This window comes from Bradyrhizobium sp. NBAIM03 (assembly GCF_020194055.1).
Taxonomy (GTDB): domain Bacteria; phylum Pseudomonadota; class Alphaproteobacteria; order Rhizobiales; family Xanthobacteraceae; genus Bradyrhizobium; species Bradyrhizobium yuanmingense.
Window position 1 is genome coordinate 50,784 of sequence record NZ_JADYVS010000022.1, and the last position, 26,059, is coordinate 76,842.

A 26,059-nucleotide genomic window follows, 5' to 3' on the forward strand; every position below is an offset into this window, starting at 1 on the left:
GATATCACCTGCGATGTAGCGGGAGAGTACGGCGCGCCTCCAATCTGCCGATCTCAATTGATAGCTCCTTTCGGGCTGATCACGTGGCGATCCTTCAGCAAAAAATGCTGGATCTTGCCCAACGCGGTTTTCGGTAGTTCTTGTGTGAAAATGATTTCGCGCGGCACCTTAAAACGGGCGAGCTGTGACTGGACATGTGCCGTCAGCGCTTCCGCCTCGACCCGGGCGCCCGGTCGCTTGATCACATAAGCGACCGGTACTTCTTCCCAGCGCGCATCGGGTCGACCGACCACGGCGCATTCCGCGACATCCGGATGGTCCGCAAGCACACGCTCTACTTCTGCCGGATAGATATTCTCTCCGCCCGAAATGATCAGGTTTTTCTTGCGGTCGTGGACCCAAATATATCCATCTGCGTCGCAGCGGCCAATGTCCCCAGTGCGATACCAACCATTGCTCAGAGCCTCACGCGTTGCCTGTTGATTGCCCCAATATCCGCAGAAAACGTTGGGTCCACGGACTGCGATTTCGCCTGGGTTACCGGGCGGCAACTTGCGGCCCGAATCATCCAGGATCGCCGCTTCGCAGCAGAGACCTGCCAAGCCGCTTGAGCCCTCAGGCACGAGATTTCCGCCGAGCTTCGTATACACAGCGATCGGGCAGGTCTCCGTTGAACCGTAAACCTGCAGGACTGGAACGCCGCGCGCGACAAAGCGCTCGACAAGGTGCTGAGGCACCATCGTCGATCCGGTACAGATTGCTCTGAGCGAGGATAGGTCGGTGCTTTCCCATCGACCATTGCTGGCCAGGGCTTGCATCATGGCTGGCACCAGGGCTGCCAGGCTCGGCCGGTCACGCTCGAACGCATCAAGCATGGTCTCCGCCCCAAAGCGGGTGTGGATACTCACCGTCGCGCCGTGATGCAAAGTCGGCGTCGTCTGGATGTTCAAGCCACCAACGTGGAAGAACGGCAAAACAGCCAGCGTGTGATCGGCCGAGGTGAGGTCATGCATGTGCTGACTCATGATGCCGTTCCACAGCAACGCTTCCTGACGCAGCACGGCGCCTTTCGGTCGCCCTGTGGTGCCCGAAGTATAGACGATCAGAAGCGGGCAAGACGGGTCCGCGCGAGGATTGCGTCCGTCGCCACAGTCTCCCTCCAGGAGATCGTCCAACTTGCAGCCGCCGAGAGGCGTAAAGTCCAACCCGACAAGAGAGGCATGGCGCACTTGCTTCGTCAGGACAGGCAAAGCTGCGCCGAAGCACTGCTCAAGAACGAGCACTTTTGCCCCGGAGTCCGACAAAATGAAAGCGTGCTCGGCGGCCGCAAGACGCCAATTCAATGGTACGAGGATTGCGCCGAGCCTCGCGCACGCATAGAGCAGCGCCAGATAATCAGGCCTGTTGAGGCTGAGGATCGCGATCCGGTCTCCCCTTTGGACGCCGAGCTGGCTCTTGAAGGCGCGAGCGATCCGCTTGATCCGTCGATTGAGGCTGGCGTAGCTGAGACTCTGCCCTTCGAAATGGATCGCGGTTTTGCCGGGAGTATACGCAGCGTTTCGCTCGATCAGTGTGCAGAGATCCAACTTGTTATCCATGCGCCTTAGGCTCGCAAATTACGTTTGTCCCGATGCGCTTCAGCCGCAACCCGGAATTGCTTGGCGAGGCTCCGATCACATGCTTCGGTTTGCCTTTGTACAGGCTATGATCACACGGCCTAGGCCTTCTTGATGGATGTCATGGGTTGCGAACAATGGATATTGCTTGAGGGATCTCGGGCGATTGATCACTCACTCTCTGCTCGGCGGCGGTCGTGTGCATCTGTCGGTAGTGATAGGCACACCACGAAGATAGTTTCTTGCCGCGTCTTTGATATACAGGCTCGCCGCACATATAGGCCGCTCTGGCATCTCCATCTTTGAAGCCGATGATGCAACGGCATTGGCCTTCAATATGGTCGATTAACAGGACCTTCTTGACGTCGTCGGGCGCTTTCAACTTGCTGCTCCAGAATGCAAATATCTGCGATGCCGGGTGGTTGCGCGGAGCGGCACTTGCAGCTCAGGCTCTTTGAAAACCTGCGCAGGCCCGCCGTCTGCCTTGCCAGCCATGGGAAAGCAGTTTGAACAGAGCGGAAAGCCGGTTCGGCCAACTGATTTTGGCGCGGTGTCGCGCCAGAGGAGGGGTTTGGTTCAGATTCAGGAAGCAGCGACCCTCCGCAGGGGCTTCGGATGGAGGTCTACGTCCATCAATCCTGACCTCAACGCCTGTCTCGTGGCCCGGCCCAGCACAGTCACATAGTCTCGGTTCCGGAATGCCGAACCATTCAAAGCTACGTGCGAGCAGTAGCTCCGCAACCGGCACTCGCTGCATAGCCCTTCCGACCGACCCAGCATCGGGGATGAGGATCACGACCGACCATGGGGGCTTGGATCTGACCAGCTGAGACATTCTCAATCCTTCACAATCCCGGCGACAGACCGAGATAGGTGCTAACCTCAAGACCGTACAACTTAACGTTACGTGAGATTCAAGCCCTTTTTGGGAGCCTGTGACAACATGGCCAAGCTCTCAGGCTGCCGGAAAAGGGCCGCCGGCCGGTGTGCTGTCGCAAGCATTCAGCGCTGCGATGTGAGCCAAGAAAGTTCGTCTCCCGTCGAGATCAGGGTCGCCTGCCGATGAGCCCATTGCCGGAAACGCTTGCCCTTCGACCAGGCGCTCGCTGCCCTTGCAGCCGATTGCGCGCGTGAAGTCCGCTGCGCCGTCATTGAATAGCTCAGTCACGTCTATCTGGCGCCGACCGTGCGATGCCAAATGCGGCCGACCGATAGTTTTCGATGAGGTCGGCCTGATAGGGGCACCAGCCTATAGCCCTTGCGGCGTTGGAGAAACGATCCCGCGAATGTGCCGGCGGGCGTCATCCAACGTACCTCGTGGTCACTGACTTCGCGATTATCGCAGTGTCTGATAGAGGCGGTACAGCAGCCGCGCGCGAGGTTCAATCGACGAGATGTAGAGTTGCTCATAATGCGTATGCGCGCCCTTGCCATCGACGCCAAGGCCGTCAAGGGTCGCGGTATGCGGCGCGGTGAAATTGCTATCGGAGCCGCCGCCGCTGAACGCGTCGAGCAGCTCGAATCCAAGCTCGGCAGCAAGCTGTTTGGCGTGTGCGTAAAGCGCGGCGCCGGCGCTGGTCTTCTCATATGGCGGACGGTTCAATTCGCCTGATACCTTCACCTTGACGCCCTCGGTGCGCGAGCTGATGCCCAGAATCTTTGGCACCAGCTCGTCGGCATGGGCCATGGTCGGGACGCGCATGTCGACTTGCGCGTAGGCCAGTTCCGCGATCACGTTTGGCCTGGTGCCGCCGCGGACGACGCCGACATTGACGGTGATACCGCGCGTGAGATCGTTCATCGCCTCCAGCGTCTGGATCACATGGCCGAGTTCCCGAATCGCGCTGCGGCCGTCCTCGGGGCGCGTGCCGGCATGCGCGGCCGCACCCTTTATGAATACCTCGAAGCGCGCAACGCCCTTGCGCCCGGTGATGACCTTGCCGCCGTCGCGCGCCGGCTCGGTCACGAGCACGTATTTGGCCTTGCGGCCCTCGGCCTCGATCAGCGCGCGCGAGGTTGGGCTGCCAATCTCTTCGTCCGAGACGTAGAGCTGGGTGATGCCGAGCGGCGGGCGTGCGTCATCGGCGCAGATCTGCCGGAATGCGTGATAGGCGAGGTAGGCGCCGCCCTTCATGTCGTAGATGCCGGGGCCGAACGCACTGTCGCCGTCGATCTTGAAGGGTAGCCGTTCGATGGATCCCATCGGATGGACGGTGTCGAGATGGCTCAAGATTAGAAGGCCCGGTACGCCCTGCCCCCAAGAAGAGCGGATAACCAAATGATCGCCGCAGCCGTCATGCCCCGCAACGCGCTCGACGCTGGCGGGCAGGTCGCGATAGCCTGCTGCGACGACATCAGCCAGTTTGTTGATCTGATCCGGCCGCTCCGTCGGAGATTCGATCATGACCCAGCGGCGAATGCCCTCGAGAATCGGGGCGATTTCGAACGCGTTGCTGGACATAGTTGTCTGACGCCTTTGAATTCGATTGTTATCGTTCTGCAAGATCATGACATCAACCATGTACTCACATCAGAATCGAGGCCGAACATCTAAAGGGTCGCCAGCCGTTGTGACCCAGGCGTGCCTCTGGATCCGATCTTGCTGCGGCAACGATGTACGCGCCTGTCGATCTTAACTTGAGCTACCAAAGCTGGTAGTTTTCGACGGGATTATGCGGACCTAAGAAGAAGGCCCTTCTGGAGTTGGTCGTTCTGGTGAGCTGTAATTATTCTGATCAGGACCTTCCTGCGAGATCCGCGCAAATCGCATTGTCCTGACCAGGTGACCCCCACGCCTCTCAACGCGGAAGGTCGCCGGCCAGCGGCAGCATCGTACGAGCGGCGAAGCGCCGAAATCGCCGGAGCTGAGGGGACGGACCTCTCAATACGAGCTCTAATCAGTGAAACAGTTGCAGCCCGGTCGATTGTTCGACGACTGTCGCTGGAAGCGGCCAGGGATCGATGCCACCGCGCTCAGTCAAGCAGTAGGGTTCCGCGCCCCGGAAGTTGATCAATGGATTGCCACGGCCTTGTCGGGTCGCGATAAATTCATCCGATAAAGATGGTATGTGTGCCAAGCACCTTGTGGTCATACAAAACGCATTCGAGCGCGCAAAATGCGTTCGGCAATAGCGGTGGGCGCTGTATCGAAGCGGTGAACACCCTTGGGCCCCTCCCGACCGCCAACGGCACGGCGGCTCCATGCAGATGGACGTCAAAGAACTCACCGCCAGTCCACGTCGTCCGGCTGCCGTTCCGCTCGTCACGATGGCGACACCCGCTGGCCAGATTGCGCATGGTCTGACGGAACTCTGTCGGTCGGATAGACGGCATTTCAAACTGGTGGCTCATGATCTGCCTCTGGACTTGTACCCGATTCCGACTTTTATCCGTATTGGGCGGCCCCTAATAAGGTATCCGGTGTCGGAATTACGTGACGAGCAAGCTCAGGTCGAGCTCGGCTATGACTTCGATGTCCTCTGGATTAGCTGAAGTCATGACCAGACGGACGTGCAGTATCTCACCTTGTTATCGGGATCGGCGATTGCAGCGGCAGAACTGAGAATTGCCGCCGCCAGGAGTTTCAATAGGACCCTTCTCAAGCAGAACCGCGCTGAGCGGCCGCCGACGCGCCAGTGCACGCAGAGTTGTGGTCGCGATCCGACCAGCTGGGCTGGAACCTCGCTGGGCCGCCGGGCGGAGGGGATGATGCCGATTTCGGTACCGGCGCGCGCCTACCAGAGTTTCTCCGCATGTAGACGGCATCGGCGTACCTAAAGCGCCTTTAGGAGAATACGTTTTTTTGCCTCGAGAAGATGCTTATCCAGCGTCGCGTGCAGCGCTCCCCGCAACTCCGGCGGGATCGAGCCATCTGTATCGATCAATTCTCGGAACTTCCGAATGATATGTTCTAACACTGCAATAGATCCTTGTGCTTCAACCTTCAGCCAGGACATCATCGATTCTCTCCTTTGGCGCGCAGCGCGCTTCCTCGTGGGTCCTCACCTCGGCAACTCTGGTTGCAACAGACTCTCGTCGAAAAAAAGTTGGCGCTCGGGCCGCGTGCTCAGCGCGACTTGCTTTGATGAGGGCGAGCGCAGGCGGCGCACGCTCCTTGAAATCCCGCAGAAGTGACGCGCATTCACGCCTGCAATACTTTCGCGCTCGTGAGCAACAGTCTTGGTCGGAATACTGGAACATCGGCCAGCTCGGCTGTCACGCGTTCGAAACCGCGATCAGGCGCTTCAGTCGAGCGGCTGCGGCGCCGCCATCAAGTGATTCTTGTCCAAGTGCTACGCCTTCCCGCAGGGTCGAGGCCCGCCCGGCCACAACCAATGCCGCTGCCGCGTTCAAAAGCGCAGCGTCGCGAAATCGACCTGGTACGCCATCAAGCACATTTTGCAGCGCAACGGCATTAGCCTCTGCATCGCCGCTCTCCAGCGCGTCGCGGCAGCGGGGGAGCCCGGCTTCTTCCGGCGTCACTTCGAAGGTGCGGACTATACCCGCCTCAAGCGCAGCAACAAAGGTTGGACCGGTAAGGGTTATTTCGTCGAGCCCGTCCGAGCCATGAACAACCCATACCGACTCGGCACCGAGGTTCTTCAAGACGTACGCCAGAGGCTGGACCCATTCGGGAGATAATACCCCAACGATCTGCCGCTTGACCCTGGCCGGATTGGACAGAGGCTCGATTAGATTGAAGATCGTGTGGATTCCAAGTGCTGTCCGGATCTGGCCGACGCGCTGCATCGCCGGATAATGGGCCGAGGCAAACATGAAGCCGATGTTGGCTTCCTGTACACAACGTGCAATAGCTTCAGGCTTGAGATCGACCTTCACGCCGAGGCGCGCCAACACGTCTGCGGTGCTTGAACCCGAAGACGCAGCGCGGTTGGCATGCTTGGCGACAGGAATGCCGACCCCGGCGACGATGAAGGAAGCACACGTCGACACGTTGACCGAATATATAGGGGTGTCGTTCGTGCCAGCGATACCGACGGGGTCGCAAGCCGCCTCCACGCGCAGCATTCTATTCCGCATCGCGGAGGCGGCCCCGGTGACTTCTTCGACCGTCTCGCCCCGGACCCGCATCCCCATCAACAAGCCACCGATTTGCGAGGGAGTCGCGTAACCCGACATCACGCTGTCGAAGGCTGACGCAGTTTCCTCGCGCGTCAGAGTGGCGCCGCTGGCAACTTTGCCAATGATCGATCTAAGCTCTTCCATCGAACTTTACACGTTCCTTGTTCAAACCTCGATCTCTTCCGCGACGTTTGAGGCGGCAGTCGGTTGAGTGTGGGCGCCCTCGGCGAGGCTACAACCTGACGCTACGTGAGGGTCAAGCTCTCCATTTCGTGCCGTCGAGAGGAGGTCGTCGGCCAGTAGAACACTGTAGTTTCTTGATGCCAGGACCGATGGCACTCTCTCGCGCCCGCTTGCCACGCCCGCAGCGGCCTCTTTACCGCGGTGTTCCGACCGGATCACCGCCAAAGCCTTTTAGCGTCGGGCGCCGCCGTCGTGGAGCATTGAAGCGGCTTCCTCTACCTGCTTCGCGAGTATTGGTGCTGGGGAGATGGAGCCCGATCTCAGCTGGGCTCTACAAAATAACGCCACCGGATTGTAAATGAAGGTGCGCAGGACGGCCTTCATAGAGCGATCGACGCGTCCCGTTGATCCGCGCGCATGAAGCGGTGAGCCAGCCGTGTTCGGTCCTGCCTTACAGTCGGAATACGCCGTATTGCGGCGCATCGATCGGCGCATTGAGCGAAGCGCTCAATGCGATTGCGAGGGCAGTTCTGGTATCGACAGGATCAAGAATGCCGTCGTCCCAGATTTCCGAGGTCGCATAATAGGCACTTGACCGCTCGCGATATTCTTCAAGAATTGGTGCTCGAATGGCTGCCAATTCCTGCTCCGAGAGGCGCCCTCCGGCGCGAGCCAATTGTCTCGCCTTGACGTGTGTGAGAACTCCGGCGGCCTGCTCGGCGCCCATCGCAGATATCTGAGAATTCGGCCAGCTGAACACGAATCGAGGATCAAACGCGCGTCCCGACATAGCGTAAGTTCCTGCGCCGTGCGAGCTATTGCAAACGATCGTAAACTTCGGCACGGACGCTCCGGACACCGCCATGATCAGCTTGGCGCCGTCCTTGGTGATCCCACGCCGTTCATATTCGCGGCCAACCATAAAGCCAGTTACGTTCTGCAGGAAGAGCAGGGGCGTCCGGTTCTTGTCGCACAGTTGAATGAAATGAGCCCCCTTTAGCGCGCTGTCGCCGAACAGCACGCCATTATTGGCAATGATCCCGATTTGATATCCATAAAGCCGCGCAAAGCCGCACACGAGTGATGTCGCATACCGCGGCTGGTATTCTTGAAATCGGCTGCCATCGACCAGACGAGCGATGATCTCTCGCATGTCGAACTGCGCTCGCGCGTCCTTTGGAATGATACCGTAGAGTTCGGACGCACTATAGGCGGGCGGCTCGGGGGCCACTCGATCGATCGAGGTCTTCGCCGGTTGGTGGAAGCGAGCAACGACGTCGCGGGCAATCGCAATCGCATGGATTTCGGAGCTTGCGAAGTAATCACAGGTGCCCGACACGCTGGTATGCATGAGAGCGCCGCCAAGTTCGTCGGCGGACACTTGTTCGCCGGTGGCAGCCTTCACGACCGGAGGACCGCCGAGAAAAATCGCTCCAGTGCCTTCGACGATAATGTTGTATTCACTAAGCGCAGGGACGTAGGCCCCTGCCGCGGTGCAGTGGCCCATGACGATGGCGACCTGCGGCACCCCCATCTTCGAGAGAACGGATTGATTGCGGAGAATTCGACCGGCATGGTAGCGATCAGCAAAGAATTCCGCCTGCAAAGGCAGAAATCCGCCGGCGCAGTCGCACAGGTGAACCATCGGCAGACGGTTTTCGATGGCTATATCCAGTGTCCGCACGATCTTCTTGACCGAGAGTGGATACCATGCGCCGCTCTTCACGCTGGCATCGTCGGCGTGAACAATAACCTCTCGCCCCGCCACAATGCCGATGCCGACAACCTGGGCGGCGCCGGGCACCTCGCCGTCGTATGCCTTGTTAGCCGCCAGCGTCGAAAGCTCTAGGAACGGAGTTTCCGGATCGAGCAAGGCCGCGAGCCGCTCACGAACAAAAAGTTTATTCTGCCGACGCAGCCGCTCGAAGTCCCGCTCAGGCCTGTGGAAGCGGGCAACGCGTTGGCGCTCTTTCAATTCGGCGGCAAGTTGTCTGTTGTGCAGGTCGTTGCGACGAAATTCCTGCGAGTTCACGTTCGCCACGGAACCGATCCGCTGCATTTCAGCGCCCTTCTTTAGAGAGCGTGACCAGCACAGCGTCGTGCTCGAAGCTCTCACCTTCCTTGACGTGAATCCGATGGACGATGCCATCCTGTGGTGAGCGTATGATCGTTTCCAGCTTCATGCTTTCAATCGTCATCAGTGCCATTCCCGCCGAGACCGATTGACCGGACGAAACTGTGATCGCAACAACAAAGCCGGGCATCGGCGCCCGGGCCTCCAAAGCGTGAGTCTCGTTATTGCCGGATGCGCACGCTCGCAACGGGTCGTTGTAGCGCAAAATGCGCGTCCTGCCGCGGATGTGGAGGTGAATTAGCTCCCCCTCGATGGCGAATCTGACCGGTTCGCTCTGGCCCGCAATGGTCAAGATGCCGCTACTGTCATTGCAATGGCTGAACGCGACAGGGGCAATCACCTGGTCTCGAAGATGGAGCCGGTAGTCTCGCTGGTTGGGTGAAAGCCACAATTCATGATATACGCCGTCGACCTCGAATGAGTGATACACGTCAATTTCTCCAACTACCGAGCGCTGCGTGAAACTCGGGCACGGCATCGGCCGACTCGCGGACCGGTCTTGTCAGGAGAGCCGCAGATGCCAGGAACGCAGACATTTCGGCAGCAAAGTTGTCGGCGGCGAGATGTGGATTTTCTTCTAGGTATCCCGTATGGAACTGACCGCCAAGAAATGCCTCGTCGCAAAGAATCCGTGCGAGCAAGCTCGCGTTGGTCCCGCACCCAAGTAGAACCAGTTCGCGAACGGCGCGGTAGGCTTTCAGAGCAGCCTCTATGCGGCTCGGTGAATGCACAATGATCTTGGCGAGCATGGGATCGAATGCCGCCGTGATGTGCTGGCCTTGCATGATGCCGCTGTCGATTCGTGCGCCATCCGGATACTCGAGAAGAAGTACTTTGCCGGTGGTCGGGACGTATCCGCGTTCGGGAGCCTCGGCGCAAAGCCTGAGCTCGATTGCATGCCCATTTGAAAGAATGTCGGACTGCGAAAGTGCAAGTTTTCGGCCCGCTGCCGCATAGACTTGTTCGGCGATCAGATCGACGCCGGTGATCATCTCGGTCACCGGATGTTCGACCTGAAGGCGTGTATTCATTTCTAGAAAGTAGAACTCTCCGCCGCTGAAAATGAACTCGACCGTTCCTGCATTCTGATAGTTCGCTGCACGGGCGATGCCGACGGCGGTTTCGCAAATCCGGGTCCGCAATTCTGGTGATAGCGCTGGCGAGGGCGTTTCCTCGATGATCTTCTGGAAACGGCGCTGCACCGAGCATTCGCGCTCGAAGAGATGGACCAAGTTACCGAAGGCGTCACCGAGCACCTGTACTTCAATGTGTCGCGGTCTTTCGATATATCGTTCAACATAAAGTCGGCCATCTCCAAAGTAGCGACGCGCTTCACTGCTCGCCTGCTCAATGGCTGCCTCCAACGTAGCGAGGTCGCGTACAATCCGCATTCCCTTGCCGCCACCGCCAGATGATGGCTTCACGAGCAAAGGAACTCCAATAGCCCGCGCTCTCGAAACGAATGTGGCCGGATCATCTTCCTCGATGGCGCAGGGTGCGACTGGAAAGCCGTTGCTTTGAACGAACTCACGGGCGCGGATCTTATCGCCCATTAGCTCGATCGTTTCTGGAGCGGGTCCGATGAATACAATACAGGCCTTTGTCACTCTACTGGCGAATTCCGCATTCTCGGAAAGCATTCCATAACCGGGATGTATCGCGCCGGCGTTCGCCTTGCGGGCGGCAGCGATGATCTGCTCGATATCCAGATAGCTTGCGATCGGCGTGCGGCCGCTGATCGGAATAGCCAGGTCGGCCATTGAGACGGCCGGGGTTCCCGCGTCAACCTCATGGTAGGCAATTGCAGACCGAAGCCCAAGCTTGTTCAAGGTTTTGATGATACGTGCGGCTATCTCACCCCTATTGGCGATCAGAACCGTATCGAAGGGTAATTTATGCATTCGCCTATCCGGACAAGCGCGATTGAACCAGAGCGTCGGTCAATTGTAGGCGGCCATGCTCGTCATCTGACCTCGGGTGACCGTCCTGCAGGTCAGGCTTGGACCACTTCTGTGGATGAGGCAAACGAACAGGCAGCACATCTTCACTTCGAGTCGCTGCTTTTTTTGCCAGTGTCGCGCACGGAGATCACGTAGCGACATTGCTGACTGAGGCTCGCTTGCTTGGATCTGAGGCAGGCAGTGATAGCGGTGCGATCTGGTATGTGGCTGCTACAAAGGCGGAACACGTCCTCCATGCAAGCCTCTTTCTCCTCTGCGGTCGGCGCTTGATCGCGCGCGTTGACCAGCCTGGGTATTAGAGCTGTCATTGCGACGGCAAGAGCGACGGCGCAGTAGTAGAGTGTGAGGCGCGAAGGCAGCTGAGTTCGTTGATTTTGAGTCATGATATCCCTTTAGGTCGGTCGGGCAGCGGTATTGTTCTTCCTGCGCGAAGTGCCAACATGACCTGTCAACCGCGAAACAAGCCGGAACTGCTTAAGTGCTGTGCCGGCAAGCTCGTCCTTTCACTTTTGCGGTCTGACTGTACGGTGCTGGTCATCTGTCCGGCACGACGAAACGACACCTGCCCTAGTGGTGGAGCTCCGCGAAGAGGGGATGCACTGGCGGGTGAGCTGGCCAAACAAGTGATCATTTCGGAGCTTCCGGTGATTGTGCGGTTGTGCATGCTTGGATGTCGCGAGGCATTGCTTGGGCGTGACATGTGCTTAGGTACTCTGGCTGAGCCTATCCGCCAGGCGACTATTGACGCGGTAGCCGGCGGGAAGGGCACGTGCCAACTATCGCGAGGCAGAGAGATCGGGCAAAAGCCAGGTGCGCTCAAGCCACGGTTGATGATGCATTCGATCGTTCAGAGCGAACCATGATGGCGCGGGCCGAGACTGTGTTTGGTGTAGTCGCGCCCGTGTTCGTTGGGTGGGGTATCTGAGGCGGAGCCTCCGTCCTGCGTCCGTTCCGGCGAGGCTACGGTGATGGAAGCGCCTGCCGTGCAGATCTCGAAACGCGCGATTTCGTCCAGCCGCGACAGGAACAGCTCCGACGAAGCGCGGACAACGATGCGCCTGGAAGATCTTATCGTCCTGATCGAGTCGCGCCAGGTGAGTTTAGATGTTTCAAACATTCGCAATTCTCATGACGTGTCCGGACCGCTGGATTGTCGGACGTGGTTCCCACTTGTCCAGGATCGTACAATCTAACGCTAGGTCCGATTCAAGCCCCTTGTGCATCCCATCGTCTGAGGATGTCGGGGCTGTGCATTCTTCGTACGAGCCTCGGCTGCAAGGCGCACTTTGGTGTTTCAGAATAGCAGCTGTGCATGGCGACTGCCCGCTTCGGCAACCGAGGCCACGAGCGTCGCTGTTACGTGATTATACGGAGCGCCGGTGTCGCATTTCTTTGATCTGCCAATTGCATGCTCTCGGCATGAATCCGAAAAGTAAACTCTACCAGCCCGACCACTGGCGAGGCCGTGCGGAAGCAACGCGAAAGAAAGCGGAAGCGCTCGCTGACGGAAAAGCCAAAGACAGGCTGCTTAAAATTGCCGTGGAATACGACAAGCTGGCTCGGCGTGCCCACGTGTGGCGGATGCACAAAAACGAGGACGATACGTGGCCTGAGGAAGAGCTGTAAAGCGTCCCTGCGGATCATCAAAAGGCCCCCAGCCCGTTGATCGCTACCCGACCTAATGGTCCGCGCAAAATGTCGCTCAGCTGCAAGTCAGTGCCTGGAAGGGACGTTGAGGGGCACCGTGGGCCAAGGCATCCTGACGGTCCTGTGGCGCGCTCCTGATCGCGACACGTAGGTGAAGGCGGAGCAGGCCGCCTGCCCAACGCTCCTTCAAGTCTACTTGTTTAGTCAGCTTCTCGAAAGCTAATTCTCATATGACGAAAAATGCGGGATCCAGACCTCAATTTGAGTCAATGCGTCGCAGTTAAAGCGGAAGCCCGGATGACATCCGCGCGGGGACATGTTGAGCTGTTACAGGTCAGTGTTTTGCACTTCGTCGCGGCTGCAATGGCATATCAGTTTGGCAAATTCGAGAGTTCTGCGGCATCAGTCAATATTTACTTTGCGCTGGTCGGAGGGACGGATTTCCAGGTAGTCGCGCGAAGTGTGTCACTGGAACCAAGTCTGTGAAGAGGTCTCCACGTCCGATTGATGGTGCGCATACGGTGCGGCCGCGGCATGCGAGAGGTGTCGGTAAGCTCCTCGCGCCTTTGGCATCCGCGAGAAAATTTCAGAAGAGCGCTGCGATGATCCAGTAGATACCGGCCCAAAGCAGCGCATTTATGAGGAGTGCAGCCAGCAGCCAAAGGTTCCACCTCCTTTGCACCTGCCGGCAGCGACAATCGGCGCCGTAATGCTTGATCGGTTGTTGCTTTGGTGCGCGCCAATGCGTCATTTCATCAGACGTCGCGCTGGTCCACGGAAAAATGCCGGGTTTTGCATGCCTCGTACTACTCATAAGTTCGCGGTCCTCTTTCATAAGGAGAGTGTCAGAATCGTTTGTCTGAGCGCGGCGAGCATCCGGCCGATGGTATGCTCGTCGTATCGTCGGTGCATTTAAGGTCGGCGTTCCGTTGCCACAGCAATCTACATGCCACGACGGAGAAGTGTCGGCACCGCTTTGATGTAAGCAAAAACGCCTCTGTCGGGCGTTGGCGACACGGAACCGCTGTCCAAGGTCGGATTCGCGACGTCCATGTCTGAAAGACAACACCCGCATTAGCAGCAAAAGCGTGAGCGCTTCGCGAGCGTCATACCGTGAGAAATGCGTAAGAGCTGTATCGTAGTAGCGCGGGAAGGCGGCCGACGGTCGCACTCATAGAGATCGATTAATCATTGTTTCTGACCATCACCTTACGAGGAGACACCGAGATGGCAGGCGATCCGCTGGATGCTATCAGCTCGAAAACAGTTCGTGCTCGGCGTCAGCGGCTCTGGTGCAGGCCCGTTTGATTTGGTCCCGTACAATTCAATCGAGCTTACGTAGATGGCGCATTGGCACCGTTCAGACTCGACCGAAAGCTGCGAATGGTCAAGTACTACGATCTCACCAAGCAGTAAGATCGCCGCGAAGCATCAACTGGTGCCAGCAGTGGTTTTGCGAGTCATCATAGAATGTGGATGTCAAACGCCACCATAGGGAGCATGCCATGATGCCGACCAATTCATTGAAGAGGAGGTGACGGCCAAGAGCCGACAAGTTCTTGTGAAGAAGGTCACCATGAAACATGAATGGGCGCTAACGCTTGCTTGAAGCGGGCAAGAGCGATGGCGGACATTGCTGTTGCTGATGCGCGATCTGTTCGGCGACGTGCGACCAATACTGGCTGGCATCGATAAGTAGGATGATTCGCATGAGAGGGGCTTGATGGCACAGCTGCCTTACGAGCGGGAATGTGCAATCGGCGGACTGATTCGCCATCGCGCAGATCGTGCTATCGCGCATGCTCAGGCAATCAGTGGCCCTTGAGAGCGACCTTCGCCCACAATGCGAGTGTTAGAAGACTATAACAGGAGAACGAGTGATGATGAACATCTGCGGCTTTCTCAGATGGTGCGCTGAAAAGGGGTATAGGAGCGCTGGGCCGAGGATCGAGCCGGTTGACGAGTTGCGAGACAACGTCATCTGCGTCGAGTTCAAGGCCATCCGAGAGGCAAAGGAGCGGGCGTGCGGGCGCAGATGATAGAGAAGCTGGAGGCCGGCCGCGTGCAACACGGCCGGTTCGCTACCGTTCCGGGATCAGGCCCTTGCGGCGTGTTCCTCGTGCAGGGGCCTTGCGGGTGTGAACTAAAGATAAGTGGATTCGTCCGTCCTGGCTGGGAGCATGTCGCTGTCTCGACGCCGCGGCGCTGTCCGAATTGGGACGAGATGTGCTTTGTCAAAGACCTGTTCTGGGATGAAGAGGAGTGTGTCATGCAATTGCATCCGCCACATTCGCAGTATGTGAATAACAGCCGATATTGCCTGCACCTGTGGAGACCCACTCATCGCGGCATCCCAATGCCGCCGCCGAGCTTTGTGGGCATCGTTGGGCTAGGGCCATCAGAAGCCGCAAAGTTGTTCGCCCAGATGAGCGCGACAGCATGATGAGCTGAGTTAAAAGGACATCTGAGCGGAAGATGAGGCCGAGCGGGTGCAGAAGCACCGGTTCGGCGCCGCCGGAACGCGGCGTCGCAAGCGGATATAGTCGCCGATCGCCTGTTGCACTGTGCAGGGGTGCTGAGCCTGAAATCGCTGTTTTCAAAGGAGCTGCTGATGGTGCACTGATCCGGTTCAAGAGATGTCTCGTATGCGCTTGGGACCAATTATTATCGAAGGAACGAATTGGAGTTCGGGTCTTGGTGGCATTCAAACCAGTGTTTGCAGTACCGTGCTGAACGCCGGTTCGGCAGCAACAACGACGTCTCACCGGGCAGACGACTTGTCACGAGTCAATCACTGGACGATCCGACGAAGCGAAAAGCATGTGCCGACCGAATGGCATAACGCGAAATGCTGAGACCGAAGCCAAAGCGAAGGCCGAATTCAGTTTGACGAAGGCGCTGTCCAGGCGCCGCCTACGCCACGAGCCGGGGTCCGGTCACCCTGACGGCATGCGGAATTGCTCAAGCTAGGCCTACCGGTCGCTCTGCAAGAGCCGGTAGCTCGTCGGCACTACTCCTCATCTGAAGCGGGGCTGATGAGCAGAGACGGTCGAGTCGCCAAATAGCCAACTCGGGCGGTAGCTTCTCCAAGCCTATTTGGTTGTCAGCTCGTCGTCAGCTTGCCGCAATAGCATTCGCAGGCAGGGCGTAAGCAGCCCGCCCTCGCTCTGAGGAAACGTACGCTGAAGAGGCAGGCGAGCCGCCATGTATAATCGAGTTAGTGGTCAATCCACACGCCCTAATCAAACTAACGAACCGAGTCAGCCGGCAGACAGCAGCGAATTTGCGCAAACACTGATGGATCTCGCTCGACGGGAGAGCTCGTCACCTGGGGAATTGCCCGACAAAATGGGGCTCTGCTGCAGCAGGCCACATACCTCCGATGCAAACATTTACAGTCCAAGCACCTCAGATTCCAGCATAACCTCTTTGTCCTCCAGCTCAAGTCCATCCTCTCCAGCGAGGCCTATCCCTCCTCTGTTCGGTTACAGGACTGCTGAATTGTCCGAGGCCAATGTCAACGGCATCTGCGTTGGATTGGCAGCGGAGTGGATCCGCAATCTCCCAAGCAGTCCTTCATCCCGGATGAGGGCGCTCCGCCCGGGTACTGAAACTCACAGCTCAGCCGCAGTGCTGCAGCAGCGGTATGAACGCCTCAAGTCGGCGGAAAGTTCTCACAATCCTCAGGCAAGAAGCACGATGTTACGCGAAGCTGGCCTAGAGCCGTCCGCCGAGCAAAAGCGATATAGGTTTGGTACATCTTCGCGCATTGACCAGATCGTGAGCGAGGTCACCCACGATCCATCGATCTATTTGGTCAGCTTGCGATTCGCCGAAGGTGACGCCCACATGATCGCAACGTCTACATCGAACGGAATGACGACCCTCTTTGATCCTAACTATGGAGAGTTTACAGTTCGGTCAGATCAGATGGATGATTTGTTCAAAAGTCTTGCCGACCGCTACCGCAACCCGCCGAACGGACTTGATATATCGATGGTCGTCACACAGAGGATGACGTGAGTGTTGCGGAGGTTCCAAAACGGGCCTTGCCGATCCCACGCGCGGATGCTTTCGCGATTAGTGCCGGACAGCCGCGTCGCGTCCGACAGTGCAACACCACGGCACGGAAGACGGATTGTGGCACCCTGAACGTGCGCCCGACGTGGTAGCGGAGCTCACCGGCGCCCTTCGGACGTTGGAGGGGCACGCTCGACGGAAGCTCTCTGGAAGTAGTGCAGCGAGGGGGAGAATATTCAGAGAGAGGCTGGCCGGTCACTCGGGTTCATGAGCTCGTGCCCTCGCGCGTCAAAGACTGAATGGGCTTCGCTTGCACTGAAGCAGGACCGTTGGCCCGTTAGAGCTTGCATGAAAGCTGGTTAAGCTCCTCGCGTGGGGTTCGGCGCTTTTCGTCCTTACGCTCAGGGCCAAGGGCAAGCATCACGGATCCAACACAGGCGGCACAAGCTGTATTTCGTCGGCTTCGGAATCGTCGCCGGCCACTTCTCTACTGAACTCGCCAGCCAGACAGCTGCCGTGGACGACAATGCATGCCGTCGCACCAGCGCACGACTGAGTCGACGTTCGCCACGAGCTCCGCAACAATCCGCGCCTTGTCCTCGTCGCTGCACTTCCGCTGACGTTCAGCTCTGGAGAAGACCTCAGCCCCGGAACCGACGCAGGTTCGTTCCAAGCCTGACGGTCAAACTTTGCATCGAGCTGGGCTAGAAGGTCATTTGACACTTCCCGAACAATGCCAGGTGACATGCGACCCGGAGCCCTCTCCGCGGAATGCGCGCAAGCTGGCTATTAGCTTGATCTGGAAGACGTCGCCCCGTGGTTTAGATATGATTCCAGTCTCACACCGGAAGCAGCGCGGGCGCGACTCGGCGCTGGTCGGGCTGGATGGATCAGACGCTGTCCCTGCCACGCCCGCACTGGTTGAAGTTAGCAGAAACGTGACTCGGCGCCCAAAAGCCCCACGCATACACGGAGCAAGCGCTGTCCCTACCACGCGCCGCTAACTTCAACGGCATTGTACACGGACTAGCTTTCCGAAAGCTGACGAACCCGACGCGATCTATAAAACGAAAGCGGCCGGTGTGGGTGGGTCGATGCTCCTGTCTGGAACCCACGCGTCTGTCCAGCGGACGTCCGACTTAAGGGTATGGTCAAGCATAGACACAAGCCGATCTCTTCAAAGAGGTCGTGAAACTCGCATGTGCCATGTGTCGCAGAAAGTGTCATCAGAAGCCCATCGATGTGTGCAAGGCGCGGCTCTGCGACATCATTCACGAAAGACGATCCATTATCTCTGCGACTTCGACGACAGCTGGGCCCATCCGATCAAGCGCGAAAAGTGATCCGACAACAGGCGAACGAACGGCCTTCCACTCTTACTCGATGCCGCCGGATGTCGGCGGTGTGCCGGACTATGTCGGAATACCTCGATGTCATAGGTGACCCCTCTCGTCCCGAGCACGGACATATGCGTCCGTGCGGCCCAGAGAAATTCGATCGCCGCTTCATCGACCGGATAGCGCTCGAGGCCGCTGTCTCCGCATTGTCCGGAAAATGGAAGGCGCATAAGCGCTTCACGCGGGCGAAAATAGCCGTGAAGCGCCAGTCAAAACGGGATCCGATCTACGCTTGCCTTTCATGGACCCCTCTTTCTCGACATTGTGCTCGGGTGTCACGTAGATGATACGATGCGATCGTGTCCCATGTCATAGTGCAACGGGCGGCGGGTCACGGCGTCCAGCGGCTGGAGCCGGGAGGTCAGTTGGCGATCGCCGATAGGCTTGACGGTGGGATCATCGCTCAACGTTGCGATGGCTTCCAGCGTCATGTAACGGGCGCGCTGGACGGCCCATTCGTGGTTCTGCTCGGGCAGGAATTGCACCGATGAGGCGGACGATGGCGTCCTCGTTGGGGAAGATGCTGACCACCTCGGTCCGCCGATTGATCTCGCCGTTGAGTCTTCGGCTTTCCGGAGTTGCATAGTCGCGCGCGGGACCACCAGGTGGAAAGAGGTCCGGCATCCGCTAGTTCTCAGACATACTGCACTAGCTTAAGATAATCGTCAGTGAGAACAGGTGAGCGAATAGAACAAGCCGCGTCTTGAAGGAAGGTGGTCAGAGTCCGACTGGCCCCATTGCGGACTTCGACAGATTGCCGTGCCGGCGCGCGAGTACGGAGAGTTGCTAGCTCGGAACTGACCAGGTCAGCCGCTGCTGCGGCGCAATCTGAGATAGAGAAGCAACCAGCAGACATGACAGCTTTTGCCAAGCCCAATGTGGTGAGCCAACCCGCATAGATCAGCACGGCACCGTCTGTCTCATCGAGCCCAGAGAGTTCCTCAATTGCAGCAGCATGGACTGAAGCCGCACCAACTGACCGAAACAGATCGGCTATTTCATCACGGGTGGCTTTAGAGAGGAGGCAGCGGCCGAGGTGTGATAAGAGCGCCTCAGTCGGACCTTCGAAGATGCGGAGGATGCGAGCGTCTCGATAGATTTTAGCTAAAGGCGTTCCCTCATCGTAACCACGGCCACCTAACAGCTGGACGCATTGATCAGCGACAAGACCGCACCATTCCGAGGACAAAACCTTCGTTGCCGACGCAAGGTGGACGTTGGGCGCGCCCTGCGCTGAAACAAGTCGGCAGGATGCTGCCAGCATCGCCTTCACGACTTCCCGCCGCAGCACCATCTGCCCAAATAACTGCTCGATGTAGCTGTTCTCGATCATACGCAGTTTACCGAGTCGACGATGGCTTGCATAAGAGGCTGCGAGCTGGATAGCGCGCTCAAGCGCTCCAAGACCCATAGCAGCCACACCGATGCGGCCGCGGTTCATACTAGATGACGCCGCGCCCCAGCCGTCTTGATCGCGAGAGAGCACGTAAGCACGCGGCACCTCGACATCCTGAAACTCCAGAGTATTCTGAATAATGCCACGTAGACCGAGTGTGCGATGCTCGTGCGTGACCTTTAGCCCTGGAGCCTGCCTGTCAACGAGTACACCAACGAGCCGACCTTTCGCATCGGGACCAGACGCGCGAGCAAAGCAAACGATCCAGCGAGCCCAGTCAGCGAGGCCGATCCAGATCTTGCGGCCAGAGATCCGAACTTTATCTTCGCGCATGAGAGCCGAAGCTTCTATATGCCTCGGGGCAGAGCCAGCTCCAGGCTCGGTCAAAGCGAAAGCGCAGAGATCGCCGCGTGTTGCACCCTGAATGATATGCTTTTGTTCGGGGATGTGCGGTGCCGCTTCGATGCAGGGCAAGGCTAGGAAGTTATGGATGACGAGGGTGGAGGCAGCGGAGACGTCGAAGGATGCAGTGGCGGAGATGAGGTCGATGGCCTCTTGCAAGGGAAGAGCTAATCCGCCGTGCTCTCCTGGTGTGGTGAGCCCGAACAGTCCATGCCTTGCCAAGATGCTGTGTAGGGTTGGAGGGAATGCTCGGCGGTCATCAGCGTCTGCGAAATTCAGCTGACTGAGGTCAGCGATCAAACTGGAGAAAAGTGCAGCTGCACGGCCCTCAGCTGTGCGTTCCTGCGCCTCACCGAATTGGGCGTTAACCTGAGTATACATAGCCATAAGGCCCATAATGATCCCGGCCCCGCTTCGGGCCAATTCATCCGCGTGGCTAGCTTGGCTACACATTGGTATAGTGTGGATGCAAGCGCAGTATAAGCACGTTGTCGGGGACGGGGGTTTATTGCGCCTACCGCTTCCCGGCCGATCTCAGCGCCGATCAGTTCCTCAGCCATGCAGACGCCCAGGAAACGTGGGGATTTGGCGCAAATTCTACAACAAAGAATGCTCCCGGAGGGCAATCGGCAATAGATCGCCGATTTTGCTGCGAACTCACGTGGGGCAACCAGCCCGCCAAAGTGTTCAGAGTCGTAAAACTCTACTTCTGGGTAGTCCAAAGTTTCGGTCCCGCTGCATCCTCAAAAGTCATTCCCCGTGATTTGCCTGGCCGTATGCTCAACAGCCTCAATTGCGCAACCTGCTGACACACACTCTCTCTAAAACAGATATCATGGTAGGACCCTGCGGCGGAGTTCAGGGCCCAGTAGGCGAAGCGGAGCCCATCCGCGAGGACAAAAATGAAGCGCACGCTAAATCATGGCACTTCCACGGGACATCTTGTGGCTCTTGACAATGAGCATTCTCGCTGAGGGGTTTCAAACAAGCGCTCTCGCCATGAGATGTAAGTGCGAAACTGCAGGAAAGGTATTTGGGCGCTTGGGACCACGCGTCAGGACAGGAAAGTAGGCAAGAAGGTCGAAAGCGGGTAGGCGGCGCCGGATAAGCCCCAGACGAAGGGTTCAAACACTCAGCAGAGGTAGGTTCGTGAGACTGAAATAGCGACAGGCCCACTTCCATCGCAGTGCTGGACCCGTTTAACGTGGACCGAGGCCATGTCCCCGCCGAAGGAAAAGTCACAAGCAAATTAAGTCTGGGCCCTACCGCCGTTCATACGGATAGGCGGATGGGTTGGGCCTTTGGCGCGGCTTGCAAGGGCTACGTTGCAAGCTCGCCCGAGCAAAACCCTGGCATTCGTGCCAGGGTTTTTCATGTCATCGATGGAGAGTGGATCAGAAGTCCATACCGCCCATGCCGGCGCCTGGAGGCATTGCTGGACCAGCCCCGGCCTTCTTCGGCAGCTCGGCAACCATCGCTTCCGTCGTAATCAGCAGCGCCGCCACCGAGGAGGCGTTCTGGACTGCGATGCGCACGACCTTGGTCGGGTCAATAATGCCTTTGGAGACAAGGTTGCTATACTCGCCTGTCTGCGCATCGAAGCCATAAGAGTACTGCTCGTTGTCGAGGACTTTGCCGACCACGATCGAACCGTCTTCACCGGCGTTGATCGCGATCTGGCGGGCCGGCCAGGACAGCGCCTTGCGGACGATCTCGACGCCGGTCTTCTGGTCGTCGTTCTTGGTGCGCAGACCCTTGAGCTGCTCGGAAGCCCGGAGCAGGGCGACGCCGCCGCCCGGCAGGATGCCTTCCTCGACTGCCGCGCGGGTCGCGTGCATCGCGTCATCAACGCGATCCTTGCGCTCCTTTACCTCGACCTCGGTCGCGCCGCCGACGCGGATCACCGCGACGCCGCCGGCCAGCTTGGCGAGACGCTCCTGGAGCTTCTCACGGTCGTATTCCGAGGTGGTCTCCTCGATCTGCGCCTTGATCTGGGCCACGCGCGCCTCGATGTCGGCCTTTTTGCCGGCGCCGTTGACGATCGTGGTGTTCTCCTTGTCGATCGTCACCTTCTTGGCGCGACCGAGCATGTTGAGCGTGACGTTCTCGAGCTTGATGCCGAGATCTTCCGAGATCGCCTGGCCGCCGATCAGGATCGCGATGTCCTGCAGCATGGCCTTGCGGCGATCGCCGAAGCCCGGAGCCTTGACGGCCGCGACCTTCAGACCACCACGGAGACGGTTCACCACAAGCGTGGCCAAGGCCTCGCCTTCGACGTCCTCGGCGACGATGACCAGCGGCTTGCCACTCTGCACCACGGCCTCGAGCAGCGGCAGCAGCTCGTTCAGCGAGGAGAGCTTCTTCTCGTATATCAGGATGTAAGGGTCCTCCATTTCGACCCGCATCTTGTCGGCGTTGGTGACGAAGTAGGGCGAGATGTAGCCGCGGTCGAACTGCATGCCCTCGACGACGTCGAGCTCGGTCTCCAGCGACTTGGCCTCTTCGACCGTGATCACGCCTTCGTTGCCGATCTTCTTCATGGCGTCGGCGAGGAACTTGCCGATCTCCTGGTCGCCGTTGGCCGAAATGGTGCCGACCTGGGCGATCTCCTCGTTCGAGGTGACCTTCTTGGAGTTCTTCTGCAGGTCCGCAACGACGGCCTCGACCGCGAGATCGATACCGCGCTTGAGGTCCATCGGGTTCATGCCGGCGGCAACCGACTTGGCGCCCTCGCGGACAATCGCGGCGGCCAGGACGGTCGCGGTGGTGGTGCCGTCGCCGGCAGCATCCGCCGCCTTCGAAGCCACCTCGCGCACCATTTGGGCGCCCATGTTCTCGAACTTGTCGTCGAGTTCGATGTCCTTGGCGACGGCAACGCCGTCCTTGGTGATGCGAGGCGCGCCGAACGACTTGTCGAGCACGACGTTGCGGCCCTTCGGACCGAGCGTGACCTGCACGGCATTGGCGAGGATGTCGACGCCGCGCAGCATGCGGTCCCGCGCGTCTACTCCGAATTTGACTTCTTTGGCTGACATAAAGAATTCCTCAGTTCTTATTTTCTCTTCCTTCAGCGCGCCCCGCCGGGCGCTCGTCAGGGGGTGGGCTGTGCGAGCGCTGGGTTAGGCGGCTTTCTTCGTGGAAAACACATCGGTGAGAACGCCCATCACGTCGCTCTCCTTCATGATCAGCAGGTCCTGGCCGTCGATTTTGACCTCGGTGCCGGACCACTTGCCGAACAGCACGCGGTCGCCGACCTCGATGTCGATCGGAATCAGCTTGCCGGTCTCATCGCGGCCGCCCGGGCCGATTGCAATGACTTCGCCCTGCGAAGGCTTTTCCTTGGCTGTGTCGGGAATGATAATGCCGCCAGCGGTCTTCTCATCGGCGTCGATGCGCTTGACCACGACGCGGTCGTGAAGCGGACGGAAATTCATACAAGTCTCCTGAGCGTCTGAACAAGTTGGAGATAGTCACATTGTGACGAGCCCAATTTCAGCAAGAGTCAGGCCAAAAATGAGCTGAACGATCATGCCTGCAGTTCTGCTGAATCGTTGCCTGGTCTGCGCGTGTCTTTGTCCGGAAGCAAACGCCCTCAGGTACACAGTCCGCCAAGCTGTTGCGAAAATGACATTGCGTTTCGTCGGAACACCCGGTTGATCCCAGGGTTCCTCAACTTGGCGGCCCTTACACCGATCGAAGCGCCGGCGTATTTCGACGGCGGCGGCCTGGCTGCACATAATTGGTTCGTCTTACAGCAGCATCTAGGAGCCGGGGAAACGTGCGGCGCACAAGATTCATCGAAGGGCGGGTTCGAACAATATGAGATCCTCGCGCATAATAACGATTATGCCAACTATCTTGAGCGCGGGACCTTCAAGAATTGATCTGGACCGAGCTCGATAAGGTCATTGCACGCTGGTACGAACCCAGCAGAGGCCCGCCATGGCAGTCGCTGCACCTGTCGGTCCGAGAGGTTTCCCTTTTTATGTCGATGGCATCCAAATAGCCGTCATGGATCAAGGGGACTGAGGGGCATATGAATAATATACGTTGATATACGTTGTGCCGGCGCATCTGGCGTGTGATTGCAGCTTCGAAGCTCGAAATTCACGCGATCTCCGCGCCCAATGGGAAAAGCACCTGTGTCCTCTGTAGAAGTCCACCAGTACATCGTCTCACTTCTTCAGAAGCCGAATCCAGTCATCCTGGATATCGGCTGCAATGACGGGACCGATACGCAACAGTTTCTCAACCTCTGCCCGCAAGCTCAGCTCTACTGCTTTGAGCCGGACCCCAGAGCGATCGCGCGCTTCAAGAAAAAGCTGGGCTCGTCCCTCAACAAGGTGAAGCTGCTTGAAATCGCGATCAGTGATCGAAACGGGATGATCGACTTCCATCCAAGCAATGCAGATGGTGACGCGAAGGAATGGGACCTCTCCGGCTCAATACGCCGCCCAAAGAATCATCTCACTGAGTATGATTGGGTCCGATTCGATCGCCCTGTCTCGGTTGAAACGCGGCGGCTGGATGACTGGTGCGGCGAGGCGGAGCTGAACACGGTCGATTTCATCTGGATGGATGTCCAGGGAGCCGAAGCCGATGTTATTGCCGGCGGCATGCGGACCTTGAGCAACACGCGCTTCATCTACACGGAATATAGCGACCGTGAGCTCTACGAAGGGCAGTTGTCCCTGCAAGCCATTCTGGACTTGCTACCATCATTCGAAGTGGCGGCCCATTATCCGCGCACAGTGGAAGGTGATGTATTGCTCAAAAATACGCGCTTCTAGTGGCTGCTCGTATCGAGCGCCTCATTCATTGCTGGGAGACCTGACCAGCGCGCTCCATGCCACCCAAAGCTGCACAATTGGCGTCATGAAGGCGAGGGGATGTCAGTAGCCGAGCGGGCACTCCGGTTTCCGGCTGCCATTGCAGACCACACGCATCACGTCGGCGTCGGGCGGGTGGTGGGTCTCTGACAATCATTTATTTGGCGAGCCGGCACGACCGAGGACTTTGCAGCCAGCAGGCCGAGCCGTTTCATATGTTTGAATCAACACTGCCAGCTGGGGCTCGAAGCGTGGAATCATCTGAACGGCAGCTGATGGTCTGAACCTCTGGTAAGCTGGTGCACTGCTTCGAAGCAACTGGTTCTCGTAGTTCCTTGTCTCAATCGGAAAGCGAGCTGAAGCATGTGTTTATGCCATATGAAGGTCGCCGTGAGGCGTCCAGCATAACTGCAGCAGCCGATTGTCCAGCAAAGCGTGCGGCGCAGGAGAAGGGGGCCGCGATCATCAGCGGCCGATCTCGTGCCGGATCGGATCAAGACCGCCATCGTAATCGCGGTTACTTGCTGCTCATGTGTCGCAAGCGGAGTTGATCATCGAATCTGCGAGCACGCTCGGCCCGTGCGGCTGCGGCGCGATGACGAAGATCGGCGAGGATGTCAGGAAACGCCTTGACGTAATGCTGGCGCAATGGCCGAAGATTCTCCTAGCCGCGCCGCCCGATCACCCGCAATTCCAGATCGGCCCGATCGGCGTCCGCGTCCAGCACGGCCCGAAACCGCCGCCATTGTAGCGGCCGCCGGCGGAAGCCGGGGCGGCCGAAATAGTGCCATTCGCCATCCCAACCGTGGTACTGATGAACCGGGTCAATATACCAGTGGCGCCGGTCGGCGCGCGAGAGCCGGCGCATCGCGTCCTTATGCCCGTAGAGCGGAATGCTGTTGCTGAGCGGCTGGCGATAGCCGGGCAGGAAGCCGTAACCTTGCCAGACCGGCTTGGGCCGCTTTTGGATTGGCGCAGCGTTCGCGACGACCGACAGCAGCGACAGGATGATAGTAGCAGTTAGACACACAAGGCGCGCGACATGGATCGACAATAGTCGGTCTGTTGCGCGGAGGCTATTCAAATTTGGGTGCAGAGTCCTGCGCAATCTTGCGCAGAATTGTTCTCTCAGCTGATCACGCCCTTCCTGATCAGAAAGCACGCATATCCGGTGCTGTCACCCACCTGCACCGCGCCAGCCCTAAGCCTTAGCGCGAGAAGATCCGGACATGAGAGTTTGCTGCGACTGATGGGGCGACCGACCCAGCGCTCGATCTCGGTCTGCACCGTGCGTGCGTCCGGGCACACGGTCGAGATCGTCGACCGGCATCATCACGCGCGCGGATCGGCGAAATCTCAAGCGGGTAGAAGGTTAGGATGGCGTGGACAGTC

16 protein-coding genes and 2 pseudogenes are annotated in these 26,059 nt (G+C 58.4%); 5 read left to right on the plus strand and 13 right to left on the minus strand.

What is annotated here, in order from left to right; genetic code table 11:
- Window positions 1-53: 53 nt before the first annotated feature.
- From I6F21_RS27520 to I6F21_RS27530, 3 genes are all read right to left on the minus strand, one after another.
- Window positions 54-1,586 carry a long-chain fatty acid--CoA ligase gene (locus I6F21_RS27520; protein WP_225183820.1) on the minus strand — a complete coding sequence of 511 codons (1,533 nt, stop codon included), beginning with the start codon at window positions 1,584-1,586 and terminating at the stop codon, window positions 54-56.
- Window positions 1,587-1,737: 151 nt separating this feature from the next.
- Window positions 1,738-1,998 carry a hypothetical protein gene (locus I6F21_RS27525; protein WP_225142049.1) on the minus strand — a complete coding sequence of 87 codons (261 nt, stop codon included), beginning with the start codon at window positions 1,996-1,998 and terminating at the stop codon, window positions 1,738-1,740.
- Window positions 1,999-2,952: 954 nt separating this feature from the next.
- Entirely contained in the window at window positions 2,953-4,077 is a 1,125-nt protein-coding gene (locus tag I6F21_RS27530; RefSeq protein ID WP_225130984.1) for a M20 family metallopeptidase, read from the minus strand.
- 740 nt (window positions 4,078-4,817) lie between these two features.
- Here I6F21_RS27530 and I6F21_RS27535 point away from each other — a divergent pair.
- A complete protein-coding gene (locus I6F21_RS27535) occupies window positions 4,818-5,108 on the plus strand; it encodes a hypothetical protein (RefSeq protein ID WP_225130982.1) in 291 nt (96 codons plus the stop codon).
- 281 nt (window positions 5,109-5,389) lie between these two features.
- Here I6F21_RS27535 and I6F21_RS27540 read toward each other — a convergent pair whose 3' ends face one another.
- From I6F21_RS27540 to I6F21_RS27560, 5 genes are all read right to left on the minus strand, one after another.
- Entirely contained in the window at window positions 5,390-5,575 is a 186-nt protein-coding gene (locus I6F21_RS27540) for a hypothetical protein (RefSeq protein WP_225130980.1), read from the minus strand.
- 256 nt (window positions 5,576-5,831) lie between these two features.
- Window positions 5,832-6,842, minus strand: coding sequence for an anthranilate phosphoribosyltransferase (gene trpD / locus I6F21_RS27545; protein ID WP_225130979.1), 1,011 nt, complete (start codon window positions 6,840-6,842; stop codon window positions 5,832-5,834).
- 490 nt (window positions 6,843-7,332) lie between these two features.
- Complete coding sequence (locus I6F21_RS27550; protein WP_225183807.1) at window positions 7,333-8,940, minus strand: carboxyl transferase domain-containing protein; 1,608 nt, start codon at window positions 8,938-8,940, stop codon at window positions 7,333-7,335.
- Between the two features lies 1 nt (window position 8,941).
- Complete coding sequence (locus I6F21_RS39080; RefSeq protein WP_225130967.1) at window positions 8,942-9,445, minus strand: biotin/lipoyl-containing protein; 504 nt, start codon at window positions 9,443-9,445, stop codon at window positions 8,942-8,944.
- A gap of 1 nt (window position 9,446) precedes the next feature.
- Complete coding sequence (locus I6F21_RS27560) at window positions 9,447-10,916, minus strand: biotin carboxylase N-terminal domain-containing protein (protein ID WP_225130966.1); 1,470 nt, start codon at window positions 10,914-10,916, stop codon at window positions 9,447-9,449.
- A 1,479-nt stretch (window positions 10,917-12,395) separates the two neighbouring features.
- Here I6F21_RS27560 and I6F21_RS27565 point away from each other — a divergent pair.
- Together I6F21_RS27565 and I6F21_RS27570 are read left to right on the plus strand one after the other, a co-directional pair.
- Window positions 12,396-12,602 carry a hypothetical protein gene (locus I6F21_RS27565; protein WP_225130962.1) on the plus strand — a complete coding sequence of 69 codons (207 nt, stop codon included), beginning with the start codon at window positions 12,396-12,398 and terminating at the stop codon, window positions 12,600-12,602.
- Between the two features lie 3,369 nt (window positions 12,603-15,971).
- Window positions 15,972-16,646 carry a YopT-type cysteine protease domain-containing protein gene (locus I6F21_RS27570; RefSeq protein WP_225183821.1) on the plus strand — a complete coding sequence of 225 codons (675 nt, stop codon included), beginning with the start codon at window positions 15,972-15,974 and terminating at the stop codon, window positions 16,644-16,646.
- Between the two features lie 1,669 nt (window positions 16,647-18,315).
- Here the strand turns inward: I6F21_RS27570 and I6F21_RS27575 are convergent.
- The 4 genes and pseudogenes from I6F21_RS27575 to I6F21_RS27590 all read right to left on the minus strand — a co-directional run.
- Window positions 18,316-18,604: pseudogene (locus tag I6F21_RS27575) on the minus strand (transposase); the annotation flags it as partial.
- Between the two features lie 70 nt (window positions 18,605-18,674).
- Window positions 18,675-20,219 (minus strand): acyl-CoA dehydrogenase family protein, encoded by a 1,545-nt coding sequence (locus tag I6F21_RS27580; protein ID WP_225183808.1) that lies wholly within the window; start codon window positions 20,217-20,219, stop codon window positions 18,675-18,677.
- Between the two features lie 1,013 nt (window positions 20,220-21,232).
- Window positions 21,233-22,873 carry a chaperonin GroEL gene (gene groL, locus I6F21_RS27585; RefSeq protein ID WP_225183809.1) on the minus strand — a complete coding sequence of 547 codons (1,641 nt, stop codon included), beginning with the start codon at window positions 22,871-22,873 and terminating at the stop codon, window positions 21,233-21,235.
- Window positions 22,874-22,957: 84 nt separating this feature from the next.
- Window positions 22,958-23,272, minus strand: coding sequence for a co-chaperone GroES (locus I6F21_RS27590; protein ID WP_128932171.1), 315 nt, complete (start codon window positions 23,270-23,272; stop codon window positions 22,958-22,960).
- 219 nt (window positions 23,273-23,491) lie between these two features.
- On the opposite strand from I6F21_RS27590, the gene I6F21_RS27595 reads away from it, so the two are divergent.
- A complete protein-coding gene (locus I6F21_RS27595) occupies window positions 23,492-23,722 on the plus strand; it encodes a hypothetical protein (protein WP_225153937.1) in 231 nt (76 codons plus the stop codon).
- 258 nt (window positions 23,723-23,980) lie between these two features.
- The gene (locus tag I6F21_RS27600) at window positions 23,981-24,628 is read left to right on the plus strand and encodes an FkbM family methyltransferase (RefSeq protein ID WP_345944121.1); all 648 of its coding nucleotides are present in this window, start codon (window positions 23,981-23,983) and stop codon (window positions 24,626-24,628) included.
- 720 nt (window positions 24,629-25,348) lie between these two features.
- On the opposite strand, the pseudogene I6F21_RS27605 reads toward I6F21_RS27600, so the two are convergent.
- Window positions 25,349-25,715: pseudogene (locus I6F21_RS27605) on the minus strand (hypothetical protein).
- Between the last annotated feature and the right edge of the window lie 344 nt (window positions 25,716-26,059).

Bases quoted from the DNA above. Each gene is read 5' to 3' on its own strand.
- I6F21_RS27530 (WP_225130984.1), bottom strand. From the start codon at position 4,077: ATGTCCAGCAACGCGTTCGAAATCGCCCCGATTCTCGAGGGCATTCGC.
- I6F21_RS27535 (WP_225130982.1), top strand. From the start codon at position 4,818: ATGCAGATGGACGTCAAAGAACTCACCGCCAGTCCACGTCGTCCGGCT.
- I6F21_RS27540 (WP_225130980.1), bottom strand. From the start codon at position 5,575: ATGATGTCCTGGCTGAAGGTTGAAGCACAAGGATCTATTGCAGTGTTA.
- trpD (WP_225130979.1), bottom strand. From the start codon at position 6,842: ATGGAAGAGCTTAGATCGATCATTGGCAAAGTTGCCAGCGGCGCCACT.
- I6F21_RS27550 (WP_225183807.1), bottom strand. From the start codon at position 8,940: ATGCAGCGGATCGGTTCCGTGGCGAACGTGAACTCGCAGGAATTTCGT.
- I6F21_RS27560 (WP_225130966.1), bottom strand. From the start codon at position 10,916: ATGCATAAATTACCCTTCGATACGGTTCTGATCGCCAATAGGGGTGAG.
- I6F21_RS27565 (WP_225130962.1), top strand. From the start codon at position 12,396: ATGAATCCGAAAAGTAAACTCTACCAGCCCGACCACTGGCGAGGCCGT.
- I6F21_RS27570 (WP_225183821.1), top strand. From the start codon at position 15,972: ATGGGGCTCTGCTGCAGCAGGCCACATACCTCCGATGCAAACATTTAC.
- I6F21_RS27580 (WP_225183808.1), bottom strand. From the start codon at position 20,219: ATGTATACTCAGGTTAACGCCCAATTCGGTGAGGCGCAGGAACGCACA.
- groL (WP_225183809.1), bottom strand. From the start codon at position 22,873: ATGTCAGCCAAAGAAGTCAAATTCGGAGTAGACGCGCGGGACCGCATG.
- I6F21_RS27590 (WP_128932171.1), bottom strand. From the start codon at position 23,272: ATGAATTTCCGTCCGCTTCACGACCGCGTCGTGGTCAAGCGCATCGAC.